9 protein-coding genes are annotated in these 12,437 nt (G+C 61.6%); 7 read left to right on the plus strand and 2 right to left on the minus strand.

The features are described from left to right. Positions 1-53: 53 nt before the first annotated feature. Entirely contained in the window at positions 54-2,390 is a 2,337-nt protein-coding gene (locus ABMC88_RS09230; protein ID WP_349576572.1) for an aldehyde dehydrogenase family protein, read from the minus strand. Positions 2,391-2,408: 18 nt separating this feature from the next. Then, positions 2,409-3,410, minus strand: a complete 1,002-nt coding sequence (deoC, locus tag ABMC88_RS09235; RefSeq protein ID WP_349576573.1) for a deoxyribose-phosphate aldolase — start codon at positions 3,408-3,410, stop codon at positions 2,409-2,411. Between the two features lie 393 nt (positions 3,411-3,803). On the opposite strand from deoC, the gene ABMC88_RS09240 reads away from it, so the two are divergent. From ABMC88_RS09240 to ABMC88_RS09270, 7 genes are all read left to right on the plus strand, one after another. Continuing rightward, positions 3,804-4,427, plus strand: coding sequence for a rhodanese-like domain-containing protein (locus ABMC88_RS09240; protein WP_349576574.1), 624 nt, complete (start codon positions 3,804-3,806; stop codon positions 4,425-4,427). Between the two features lie 5 nt (positions 4,428-4,432). Beyond that, positions 4,433-5,731: a LysM peptidoglycan-binding domain-containing protein gene (locus tag ABMC88_RS09245; RefSeq protein WP_349576575.1), complete on the plus strand. Its 1,299-nt coding sequence runs from the start codon at positions 4,433-4,435 to the stop codon at positions 5,729-5,731. 154 nt (positions 5,732-5,885) lie between these two features. After that, complete coding sequence (puuE, locus tag ABMC88_RS09250) at positions 5,886-7,301, plus strand: allantoinase PuuE (RefSeq protein ID WP_349576576.1); 1,416 nt, start codon at positions 5,886-5,888, stop codon at positions 7,299-7,301. After that, positions 7,298-7,786 carry an ureidoglycolate lyase gene (locus ABMC88_RS09255; RefSeq protein ID WP_349576577.1) on the plus strand — a complete coding sequence of 163 codons (489 nt, stop codon included), beginning with the start codon at positions 7,298-7,300 and terminating at the stop codon, positions 7,784-7,786. Before puuE ends, ABMC88_RS09255 begins: the two co-directional genes overlap by 4 nt. A 57-nt stretch (positions 7,787-7,843) precedes the next feature. Beyond that, entirely contained in the window at positions 7,844-9,160 is a 1,317-nt protein-coding gene (locus tag ABMC88_RS09260) for a uracil-xanthine permease family protein (protein ID WP_349576578.1), read from the plus strand. 202 nt (positions 9,161-9,362) lie between these two features. Further along, positions 9,363-11,210 (plus strand): DNA mismatch repair endonuclease MutL, encoded by a 1,848-nt coding sequence (gene mutL / locus ABMC88_RS09265; RefSeq protein WP_349576579.1) that lies wholly within the window; start codon positions 9,363-9,365, stop codon positions 11,208-11,210. Then, positions 11,207-12,388: a DNA recombination protein RmuC gene (locus ABMC88_RS09270; RefSeq protein ID WP_349576580.1), complete on the plus strand. Its 1,182-nt coding sequence runs from the start codon at positions 11,207-11,209 to the stop codon at positions 12,386-12,388. Before mutL ends, ABMC88_RS09270 begins: the two co-directional genes overlap by 4 nt. The last annotated feature ends 49 nt before the right edge of the window (positions 12,389-12,437 follow it).

A 12,437-nucleotide genomic window follows, 5' to 3' on the forward strand; every position in this document is an offset into this window, starting at 1 on the left:
GCCCCCCTAAAGGGGGCATAGAAGTGAGTTTAAAGGCAAAATGAAGCCTGGGGCTACTCTCCGTAAGGGACCCAGATATTTTTGACTTCTGTGGATTGCCGCAGGAAGGATTTGGTGTCGGGCTGCAACCAGTCGTGGGCTTGGCCGTTTTGAACCCACGTGCGTTTGAGGTTTGTGGCCGATGCGCGCTCGATCTCTGTGTCGAGGGCAGGGTCGCTAAAGCTCCACACCGCGTCGATGTCCATATGGCCTGCCATTGTGGCGGCGAGGTCGCTGTGGGGGCCTGTCAGGATGTTGACCACGCCTGCGGGGATGTCGGACGTTTCAAGTATCTGCATGAAGTCTGTAGCGGCCAACGGAAAGGGCTGTGACGCGGCAAGGATCACGCGGTTGCCCATGGCAATGGCGGCGGCCATCGTCGCGACCAACCCCGCGAGCGGGGCGGTGTCGGAGCACAGGGCTGCGATCACGCCGACAGGTTCTTTCATTGCGAGGGCCGTGCCACGGATCGGGACACCGTGGACTTGCCCATCGTATTTGTCGGCCCATGCGGCATAAGTGAACAGGGTATCAACCGCGGCGGCGACTTCTTTTGCGCCGGATTTGCCGCCTTGCATCCCGTCAAGGCGGGCGGCGAATTCATCACCGCGAGCGGCGAGGTTTTCAGCCACGAAATACAGGATTTGGGCGCGCAGGTGGCCAGTGGTTTTTGACCATGCTTGTGCTGCCTGCGCGGCCTCGACCGCGTTGCGCACATCTTTGCGGCTGGCGTTTGGCGCATGGCCCAGAAGCGCGCCGTTCGCGGCCCAGACGGGCGTCGAGTAACCGCTGTCGGGGCGGGCTTGTTTGCCGCCGATATAGAGCTTGGCCGTGCGGTCGATTGTGTCCTCGGGGGCGCCGTTGCCGCGCTGGGGGGGGATTGTTTTGACGGGTTTCGTTTTGGCTTTGGGCTTGGTGTAAGCGCTCAGGCCCTCCCAGCCGCCTTCGCGGCCAAAGCCGCTCATCCTTACACCGCCAAAGCCTGCGGCGGCGTCCATCATGTTGGTGCCGTTGATCCAGACGATGCCCGTGGCCAGCTTGGGGGCGATGTCGAGGGCGAGGTTGATGTTCTCGCTCCAGACTGTCGCGGCGAGGCCATAGCGGGTGTTGTTGGCAATGCTGACGGCCTCTGCCGGGGTGCGGAAGGTCGTTGCGACCAGCACGGGGCCAAAGATTTCTTCTTGCATCAACGTATCTGCGGGATGCAGGTCGGTGATGAGCGTGGGGGGATAGAAGCTGCCCGTGGTGGGCAGATCGGTGGCGGCAACATGGGTGGTGCCTGCGGTGTTCTCCGCGACCATCGCGCGGATCGTCTCCAGCTGTTTTGGGGCGACAATTGCGCCCACGTCGATGCTTTTGTCCAAGGGGGAGCCGATGCGCAGCTTGTCCATCCTTGCCCGTAGTTTGGCATAGAACACATCGGCGACGGGTTCTTGCACCAGCAAGCGGGAGCCCGCACAGCAGACCTGGCCCTGATTGAACCAGATCGCGTCGACCAGCCCTTCGACGGCCGAGTCGATGTCCGCGTCGTCAAAGACGATGTAGGGGGATTTGCCGCCCAGCTCTAGCGTGAGCGCCTTGCCGCTGCCTGCGGTTTGCGTGCGGATGGCCTGTCCCACGGCGGTGGAGCCTGTGAAGGCCAATTTGTCCACATCCGCGGCGACGATCATTTCGCCCACGGCTCCGTCCCCTGTGACGATATTGACGACACCCGCCGGCACGCCTGCTTCGCCGCAGATTTGCGCAAACAGCAGCGCCGTGAGGGAGGTGTATTCGGCAGGCTTCAGGACCACGGTGTTCCCCATGGCCAGCGCGGGTGCTACTTTCCACGCGAGCATCAGCAGCGGGAAGTTCCACGGGATGATCTGGCCGCAAACACCGATGGCTGCGGCGTTCGGCAGCTCCGCCTCCATCAGTTGGGCCATGCCTGCGTGGTAGTAAAAGTGGCGCTGGGCCAGTGGCACGTCGATGTCACGCGCTTCGCGGATGGGCTTGCCGTTGTCCAAACATTCCAGAACGGCAAACAGGCGGCTGTGCTTTTGCAGCAGTCGTGCAAGGGCATAAAGCACGCGGGCGCGCGCCGCACCGCCTGCAGCCTCCCATTTGGGTTGGGCTTTGCGGGCGGCGTTTACAGCGGCGTCCACGTCCGCTTGGGTCGCTTGGCTGAGGTGGGCGAGGACCTCGCCCGTGGCGGGGTTGCGGCTTTCAAAGACCTGCGCGGGTGCGGTCATCTTGCCGTCAATGAAATGGCCGAAGCGGCCGCCCTGATCCACGATCCACGCCAGTGCTTCGGCGGCGGATTCGGGGGCTGTGCCATAGTCCATAGAGGCGAATATGTCGGATACTGTCATGGGATGTGCCTCTTGGCTTTAGGAAGTGGGGTGGCGGTAGCCGGCGGAGTAATGGCCCGACACGTGATGCTCTAACTGCCGCTCGATATCGTTGAGCAGCGAAGACGCGCCGAAGCGGAAGAGGTCGGGCTGGAGCCAACGGTCGCCCAGCTCTTCCTTGATCAACGCAAGGTACGTCACCGCGTCCTTGGCTTTTGATATGCCGCCCGCAGGTTTATAGCCGACGCGGTATCCTGTGCGGTCATAGTAATCGCGGATCGCACGGATCATTACCAGGGTGACGGGCAGCGTTGCATTCACGCTTTCTTTGCCAGTGGAGGTTTTGATAAAGTCAGCGCCCGCCATCATGCACACAAGGCTGGCACGGGCGACATTGCGCAGGCTGCCCAACTCCCCCGTGGCAAGGATCGCTTTTACATGCGCCTCGCCGCAGGCAGCCCGAAAGGCGCGCATCTCGTCGTAGAGGGCCTGCCAGTTCCCCTCCAGCACGTGACGGCGCGAGATGACGATGTCGATCTCGGATGCGCCTGCGGCCACGCTCTGCTCGATCTCGGCGATGCGCAGCGGCAGGGGCGACAGACCTGCGGGAAAGCCAGTAGATACTGCCGCGACGGGGATGCCACTGCCAGCCAGCGCCTGTACGGCGGGTGCGATCATTTCGTGATACACACAAACTGCGCCCGTGGTGATGCCCGTCATGCCCAGCGCATCCAGCGTCCTTGCGGCGACAGGCTGGCGCGCTTTGGCACACAACCGCTGCACGCGGCGCGTTGTGTCATCCCCCGACAGGGTCGTCAGGTCGATGCAGGTTACTGCCTTGAGCATCCACGCGGCCTGAAACTCTTTCTTTACCGACCGGCGGGCAGGCAGGGACGCGGCCCGCCGTTCAATCGCCGAGGTATTCGCCTGTGCGCCCAAAACCCAATTCAGGTCCAGCGGCAGGCCCGCATTGCGCGGCTCGGTCACTTGGGGGAGTTGTGTTGTGCCCATTTCGGTGGGTGTGGAGGTTTGTATGGCCATGGCGCAGCCCCTTTCAGGTCGTTTGCGCCAAACTCGCACGGTGGCGGTAGGGGTTGCAAGGCACCCAAACCCGATCCAGCGGCGCATTGTGCCAGAGTGACTTGGCGTTTTCTCTTTTTGCGGTCGGCAATTCGGGGTGGTGGCAGTTTGAGGTTGCGCAGGGAATGAGAATTGGCTGGGAAAATGGCTTTGCAGACACGTAAAAAGGTTAATTTATTGTCAACTTCCCTTACGGGTTGGGCTGAGGCCGAAAGGCGTCGATTAATTCAGGGTTAATTCCTTTATCGGCGCTTTTTTGCTTTGACGTCTGATTCGGTCATGGCCTATATCTTGTTGAAGAAATCCTGAAGCATCACTTTTTTGTCATCAAAGACTAGATCTGGTGTGAGGAGGGTGGGGGACAACATGAGCATTAAACCGTCGGTGTTAGCGGCAGCGTTTGTAGTGAGTGTGGGGTCTGCGCAAGCCGAGAGTCATCGTACTGACGCGCAAGCCGAGTTTGTTTTTAATGGTGTAGAGCTGAGTATCAGCACAGGGTTTGAACAATCCGCAACCTACGCTGCGCGTTTCGCAGCGATCGCGCCCGATTGCGCCACTGCCTGCATAGGCGGGCCAACCGCAGCGGCAGGGGTGCAGACTTTGGTCGAACCTGAAGTGCTGGAATTTCTGGCGCAGATTGTCGGCAAGAACCAAGGTCTGTTGGTTGATGCGCGACTGCCGAAGGGCCGCGAGATGGGGTTTATTCCAGGCTCCGTAAGTCTGCCCGCGGAAACGGTTGGTCCCGATAGTGAATTTCGTGACGACATCCTCAAGGCGCTTGGGGCGCGTGCATTCGAGGATGTGTTTAACTTCGCCGACGCGCAGAGCCTTGTCGTTTATGACAGTGGTCCGACCCAACATGATGCAAAAGCGTTGATTACCAACTTGCTGGCCGCCGGCTATCCACCCGAAAAAATTCGCTATTATCGTGGCGGAATGCAGGTGTGGGCCGTGCTGGGCCTTACAATTCAGGAATAATTACTGTGGCTAATTCATCTTCCAAAATTTCATTCAATACATCCAGTTCTCCGGCTTTGGACCCGTCTGCGCAGCCTGATACAGCCGAGGTTCATGAAGAAGCCGAAGTTTATCAAGAGGTCGAGGCGGACGTCAGCGCACCCCCTAAAAAATCGGCTTTGCGCTTTGATACAAACGGCCCCAGCCATGGCGGCCTGTCAGAGCCGCTACCCGATGTTTTTGGCGCTGCCAAGACACCGGATGAGCAGGCCCCCGCGCCCCATTGGAAAGCCACGCAAGCGCCGGTTCAGGACGCAAACGACACGGAGGCCGGGTGGCAAACAGCGATAGAGCCGAACCCCTTTCGGGAGCCTGCACCCAAACCGCCCGGGTTTGCGGCAACGGGCCTGATGGGCGCGCCGTCCCAGAGTTTTTTCCAACGCCACTCTGGTGCGCTTTCGGTGGCGTCTGTTGTCTTGGCGACGTTTCTGTTGGGCGTCACGGCCACAGTTGTGTGGCTTGGCGATCGGGGCGCAGCGCAGACCGCGCAATCGACGGCCCCCGCGACCTTCTCTGCGGCTACAACTGCGGCCGCAGCGATGCCATCGCCGATGGCCGGGCCAGATCAGGAAACCGCCACCCGCAGCGTCACGCCGGACCTGACCCAGGTTGCACAGGTGCCGGACGCTGTTGTGGCGCCTGCCGCCAATTCGGCGGACTTGGGGCAGGCCGTTCTGGCGGGGCTGACGCAGGCAGCACAGACCGAGGCCCGAAGTCAAATGGAAGCGCAAGAGATCGAAGCCTTTCAGGTCCTCAATGACAAAAAGCTGCGAATGCTGCGCGAAGCTGTCCTTGCCGGAATGTTCGACGTTATCACGGTAGAGGATGGCGGTGCGCAACGTGTCCAGATTCACGCCATCAATGTCTCGATGACCAGCAACTTTGCCGATGCGATTTTGATCGATGCGGTAAGGCGTGGTCAAGTCGACATAGGGCTGGCACTCCGCACGCCCGATGGCGGTGTGGACGTGACCACGATGATTTTCAACCGCGTTCAGTCGTCCCTGTTAGAGGATGATACCGCCGAAAGCATTCAGGCAGCGCGTGATATGTCGCGTAAGGTCTTTGCGGCATCTGTGGCCCGCACGCAGGCCGTGAACGGCGCACGCGTTTATACGATTCAATCTGGCGATAGTCTCGCCTATATTGCACTGCAATTTTACGGGAAGCCGGATGAATACAAACGTATTCTGGACGCAAACCGCAATACCCTACACTCGCCCGACCAGATCCAGATAGGCCAGCGGATAGTTATACCTAGCTGAAATAAATAATAAGAAAGATGTCTCAGTGACACTCGGGCGAGCGGCAGGCCGGACAGTAATGTCCGGCCTGACTGTATTTGGGGCCCTGTTTTGCAAATTGCTGTGGCTGCGGCTTTGTGCAAGGTAGTTTTGACGCGCAAAGGGAGACACCAAGATGAACCGCTACCCCAGAGATTTCACCGGCTACGGTGCCACGCCGCCCGATGCAAACTGGCCCAATGATGCGCGGATCGCGGTGCAATTTGTCGTCAACTACGAAGAAGGCGGCGAGAATAACATCTTGCACGGCGATGCGGCCTCCGAAGCATTCCTGTCCGAAATCGTTGGTGCGGCCCCATGGCCCGGTCAGCGGCATTGGAACATGGAAAGCATCTATGACTATGGCGCACGCGCAGGGTTTTGGCGGTTGCACCGGCTGTTCACCCAATCCCAGATCCCCGTCACCGTGTACGGCGTGGCCAGCGCATTGGCCCGTGCGCCCGAACAGGTCGAGGCGATGCAGGCCGCAGGCTGGGAAATCGCAAGCCACGGCCTCAAATGGATCGACTACCGCGACCACGCAGAAGAGGACGAGGCCCGCGACATGGCCGAGGCGATCCGTCTGCACACCGAGGTCACCGGCGAAGCGCCACGCGGCTGGTACTGTGGCCGCACCAGCGCCAACACCGTGCGTATGGCCGCGCAAACCGGTGCCTTCGATTACATCTCGGACACCTATGACGATGATCTGCCCTATTGGTCCGACATCGCAGGCACCCAGCAGTTGATTATCCCCTACACACTTGATTGCAACGACATGCGGTTCGCCACGCCGCAGGGGTTCAACTCCGGCGACCAGTTCTATGCCTATCTGCGCGACACGTTCGACGCGCTGTTTGCTGAAGGCGGGGCAGGGCAGGCCAAGATGATGTCGATCGGGTTGCATTGCCGCCTGATTGGCCGTCCGGGCCGTGTGCAGGCGCTGGCGCGGTTTATCGACTACATCAAAGGGTTCGAGGGCGTCTGGACCCCGCGCCGCATTGATATCGCGGACCACTGGCGCAGCGCTCATCCCTACCCTGCGGGCGGTCTTCGCCCCAGTCGCATGGAACGCGCCGAATTCGTCGAGCATTTCGGCGGCATCTTCGAGCATTCCGCGTGGATCGCCGAGCGCGCCCATGACCTCGAGCTTGGCCCCGCTCACGACAGCGCCGCAGGCCTGCACAGCGCCCTGTGCCGTATGTTCCGCTCGGCCTCCGAGCCCGAGCGTCTGGGCGTGCTGACCGCGCACCCCGATCTGGCGGGCAAACTAGCCGCCGTAGAGCGTCTCACACCCGAAAGCACGTCAGAGCAAGCCAGCGCAGGCCTTGATGCGCTCACCGATGCCGAGCGGGCGCAGTTCACCGAGTTGAACACCGCCTATGTCGCCAAGCACGGCTTTCCCTTCATCATCGCCGTAAAAGACCACGACAAAGACGGCATCTTGCGTGCGTTCCATTCCCGCATCGCCAATGAAACCGAAACCGAGTTCTCCACCGCCTGCAAACAGGTCGAACGTATCGCCCGCATTCGGCTGGAGCAACTTCTGTGAGCGTACAGATCAAAGCCGAACCCCTGACCGCTGCAGCCTTCGCCCCCTTCGGCGATGTCATCGACACGTCAGGCGCGCCCGACAAGATCATCAACGCGGGCCTGTGTGGTCGCTACCACGACCGCGCCACGCTCGATTTCGGCGAGGGCGGCCGCGCAGGCATCAGCCTCTTCAACGCCGAACCGCGCAGCCTGCCCTACAGTTTTGATTTGCTGGAGCGTCACCCCGAAGGGTCCCAAGCCTTCATCCCCATGACACCTGCGCCCTTCCTCGTGATCGTAGCCGCCGATGCGGGTGGCCAACCGGGCCAGCCCCGCGCATTTCTGACCGCGCCGCATCAGGCCGTGAACTTTTACCGCGGCACGTGGCACGGTGTGCTCACACCGCTGTCGTTGCCCGGTCTGTTTGCAGTCGTCGATAGAATTGGCGATTCTGCCAATCTTGAAGAAGTAACACTTGCTAAAGCGGTAACGGTTATCCCTTAGTATGGCCCAGCACCGCCGTCAGAGCGGGGCATGACATACAGCTCAGGGACCTAACCAATGACAGACATAAACGGTATCTACGCCGATCCAGATGAAACGCCGCCGCTGGCCCAAGCGATCCCGCTTGGCCTGCAACACGTTTTGGCGATGTTCGCCTCTAACGTGACCCCCTCGATCATCGTGGCAGGTGCCGCCGGTCTGGCCTTTGGTGGACCCGAGCAAGTGTACCTGATCCAGATGGCAATGCTTTTTGCAGGTGTGGCGACATTGTTCCAGACCGTAGGCATCGGCCCCATCGGGGCGCGCCTGCCGATCATGCAAGGCACCAGCTTTGCCTTTGTTGGTGTGCTTGCCGGTATCGCGGCAACCATGGGCCTTGGTGTCGCCCTCACGGCCTGCATTATCGCGGGCGTCATCCACTTTCTGCTGGGCGCCGTGATCCAGCATTTGCGCTGGCTGTTTCCGCCACTGGTCACGGGGCTCGTGATCCTCGCCATCGGTCTCTACCTCATCCCCGTGGCGATCAAATACGCCGCAGGCGGTGCCGCAACCTTTCAGATGGAGGCCGAAAGCTTCGGCTCGCTCATGCACTGGAGCGTGGCGCTCACGGTGGTGATCGTCTCGCTCGTGCTCAAGTTCTTCACCAAGGGCGCGCTCAGCAATTCGGCCATCCTCATCGGCCTCATTGCGGGCTACCTGCTGGCACTTGCGCTGGGCATGGTGAACTTCGGCGCCGTTGCAAAAGCAGGCTGGTTCACCGCGATTAAACCGCTCCCCTTCGGCTTCCAATTCAACCTCGGCGCTGTCATTGCCGTTACACTCGTTTCCATCGTCTCCGCGATCGAGACAGTGGGCGACGCATCCGCCACCACCAAAGCAGGCGCTGGGCGTCAAGCCACAGACAAAGAAGTCGCTGGCGCCACCTACGCCGACGGCCTCGGCACGGCGGTCGCAGGCGTGTTCGGCGGCCTGCCCAATACCTCGTTCAGCCAGAATGTCGGCATCGTCGGCATGACAGGCATCATGAGCCGCCACGTCGTCACCATCGGCGCACTGGTCCTGATCCTCTGCGGCCTCGTCCCCAAAATCGGTGCGGTCATCGCCTCCATGCCATTGCCCGTCTTGGGCGGCGGCGTGATCGTGATGTTCGGCATGGTCGCGGCGGCAGGCCTCAACATGCTGTCCGAGATCAACATGAATCGCCGCAACATGGTGATCATCGCGGTATCCCTCGCCGCAGGCCTCGGGCTCAACCTTGTGCCCGAAGCAGTGCAATACCTGCCCGGCGTGGTCAAAACCCTCGCCACCTCGGCAGTGGCCCCCACGGCTTTGGCCGCCGTTGTCCTGAACCTCGTCCTCCCAGACGAGATCTAACTCCAACAAAATCAGGCGCGCCCTCCCCATCAGGGCGCGCCCTTTACTTCTTTATTTTGCCTATAAACTCAATCCTGCCCCCACCACCCGCAGACCCTTTGCGGTGGTGCGCAAGAACCCGCATAAATACAGCGAAAATAGCGGTGGATATCTTTGCGGCCCCGCTTCCAAAATGGCGGGCAAATATGCTAGGTCTTGGGTCATGTCCCAAGCCACCCCCAACATACGCGCAGCCCAGCCTGTGATCCGCCAACTCGACGAGACGGCAATCAACCGCATCGCCGCTGGCGAAGTGGTCGAACGTCCGGCATCCGCTGTCAAAGAGCTGGTGGAAAACGCCATCGACGCAGGGGCCACGCGCATCACGGTTGAATACGCCGATGGCGGCAAAACGCTGATCCGCGTCACCGACAACGGCTGCGGCATTGCAGGCGATGACCTGCCGCTTGCACTCTCTCGCCATGCCACGTCAAAAATCGACGGCACCGATCTGCTCAACATCCACTCCTTCGGCTTTCGGGGTGAGGCCTTGCCGTCCTTGGGCGCAGTGGGCCGCCTCACAATCACCAGCCGCGCAACAGGTCACAGCGGTGCCGAAATCGCCGTCACGGGTGGCAAACACGCCGCCGTGAAACCCGCGGGCCTCAACGCAGGCACCGTCGTCACCCTGCGCGATCTCTTCTACGCTACCCCCGCCCGCCTTAAATTCCTGCGCACCGACCGCGCGGAAGCCCAAGCCATCGGCGACGTCATCAAACGCCTTGCCATGGCCGAGCCTTTCGTGCGCTTTGTGCTGCGCGATGTCTCGGGCGATGGTACGGGCCGCGATGTCTTCCGCGCCGAGGCCGAGCAGGGAGAGCTGTTCGACGCCCTCCATGGACGCTTGGCCCGCGTGCTGGGGCGGGATTTCGCCGACAACGCGCTGCCCATTGATGCCGAGCGTGACGGCTTTCACCTCACAGGCTTTGCCGCCCTGCCGACCTATTCACGCGGCTCTTCCGTGGCGCAATATCTCTTCGTCAATGGCCGCCCGGTCAAAGACAAGATGCTGATCGGGGCGTTGCGCGGTGCCTACAACGACTTCCTCAGCCGCGACCGCCACCCCGCCGCAGCGCTTTTCGTGGACTGCGATCCCAATCTGGTCGACGTCAACGTCCACCCCGCCAAATCCGAGGTCCGCTTCCGCGAGCCGGGCATCGTGCGCGGCCTTATCGTCTCGGCCCTGCGCCACGCATTGGCCAACGCAGGCCACCGCGCCTCAACCACCGTAGCCGACGCCACCTTGGGTGCCATGCGCCCCGAACCGACAGGGGAGCCGCGCATCTACCAGATGGACCGCCCCTCCATGGGGGCACGGACAGCCGCATATACCGGCCAGTCGCCCCAAGGCTTTGCCGAAATGGCAGGGAACTGGGCCCGCGTCGAAACCCCAAGCGAGGAGCAGCCGCAGGCGAGCGAGGAGCGCGCTGACCTCCCCTTGGGCGCCGCCCGCGGCCAAGTTCACGAAAACTACATCATCGCCCAAACCGCCACGGGTATGGTCATCGTCGACCAACACGCCGCCCACGAACGTCTCGTCTACGAAAAACTCAAGAACCAGATGGCCGCCAATGGCGTCGCATCCCAAGCCCTCCTGATCCCTGAAATCATCGCCCTGTCCCCTACCGACCGCGCCGCCATCCTCGCGGTCGCGGACGACCTCGCGACCTTCGGCCTCGGGATCGAGCCGTTCGGCGGCGACGCCATTGCCGTCCGCGAAACCCCCGCCATCCTGGGCGAAGTCAACGCCGAAGCGATGATCCGCGACATCCTTGACGAACTGGAGGGAGAGGGCCAAAGCATCCTCGTCCAGTCCCGCATCGAGGCAATCCTCAGCCGCGTCGCCTGCCACGGCTCCATCCGCTCGGGCCGCCGAATGCGCGGAGAAGAAATGAACGCACTTTTGCGCGAGATGGAGGCAACGCCCCACTCGGGCCAATGCAACCACGGCCGCCCCACCTACGTCGAACTGAAACTCACAGACATCGAGCGGTTGTTCGGCCGCACATGATCACGCTGGGCGACGTGCAATTCGACACCAGTGATCCCGTCATTGTGGCGCTGATCCTCTGCGCGGGCGTCCTCGCTCTCATCCTCGTGCTACTCGTCGTGATGCTCCTCCGGCCGGCCCGCATCCCTGCTCCGCTTGCGCACCAGTTGCACGGCCTCAACGCAGGCCAGCAACAACTGCGCGGTAACCTGCAAACCGTGTCCGACACACAGGCCCACGCCCAGACCCAACTGATCCAAAGCCTCGAGACACGCCTCGCCACGGTTCAGCTCCAGATGCAGCAACAACTGGCCCAGATGCAGGAGCGCACCAACCACAGCCTGCATGGCGCCGCCCAGCGCACCACGACCAGCCTTACCCAACTTCAGGAACGCCTCAGCGCCATCGACAAAGCGCAGACGAACATCACCAAACTCTCCGGTGATGTCCTGTCCCTTCAGGACATCCTCAGCAACAAACAAACCCGCGGTGCCTTCGGCGAAATCCAACTCAACGATATCGTGTCCAAAGCGCTGCCCGCCGACAGCTACACGATGCAAAAGACCCTCACGAACGGTCGCCGCGCCGATTGCCTGATCCACCTGCCCAACCCGCCGGGCCCAATCGTGATCGACGCTAAGTTCCCGCTAGAGGCTTACGAGGCGCTTCACCGCGCCACCACCGACTGGGAGTTGAAATCCGCCACCGCCAACATGCGCACCTCGGTGCGCAAACACATCCGCGACATCGCCGAGAAATACATCCTCGACGGCGAAACCGCAGACGGCGCGCTGATGTTCCTCCCGTCCGAGGCCGTCTACGCCGAACTCCACGCCAATTTCCCCGAGCTGGTGCGCGAAGGCTTTGACGCACGTGTCTGGATCGTGTCGCCCACCACCTGCATGGCAACGCTGAACACAATGCGCGCCATCCTCAAAGACGCCCGCATGCGCGAACAAGCAGGCGAGATCCGCAAAACCCTGCGCCTGCTGCACCGCGACGTCGAACTTGTTGTAGGCCGCGTGGCCAAACTCGACACCCACTTTCGTCAAGCCCGCGAAGACCTCGAAGGCATCGGCACCGCAGCCGAACGCGCAGGTAAACGCGCCGCCCGCCTCGATAATTTCGACTTCGAAGAAGTCACGCCCGAAGACACCCCACCCCCGCTCGTCCATCTCCCAAAAAGCCGTACCCCCTAAACCAGCTTCACCCCCCAAACCCGCCTTGTGCGACCCGCCCGACAAGACA

Origin of the sequence: Sulfitobacter aquimarinus, assembly GCF_040149565.1 — a bacterium.
Classification (GTDB): domain Bacteria; phylum Pseudomonadota; class Alphaproteobacteria; order Rhodobacterales; family Rhodobacteraceae; genus Sulfitobacter; species Sulfitobacter aquimarinus.

Bases quoted from the DNA above. Each gene is read 5' to 3' on its own strand.
- ABMC88_RS09260 (WP_349576578.1), top strand. From the start codon at position 7,844: ATGACAGACATAAACGGTATCTACGCCGATCCAGATGAAACGCCGCCG.
- deoC (WP_349576573.1), bottom strand. From the start codon at position 3,410: ATGGCCATACAAACCTCCACACCCACCGAAATGGGCACAACACAACTC.
- ABMC88_RS09270 (WP_349576580.1), top strand. From the start codon at position 11,207: ATGATCACGCTGGGCGACGTGCAATTCGACACCAGTGATCCCGTCATT.
- mutL (WP_349576579.1), top strand. From the start codon at position 9,363: ATGTCCCAAGCCACCCCCAACATACGCGCAGCCCAGCCTGTGATCCGC.
- puuE (WP_349576576.1), top strand. From the start codon at position 5,886: ATGAACCGCTACCCCAGAGATTTCACCGGCTACGGTGCCACGCCGCCC.
- ABMC88_RS09230 (WP_349576572.1), bottom strand. From the start codon at position 2,390: ATGACAGTATCCGACATATTCGCCTCTATGGACTATGGCACAGCCCCC.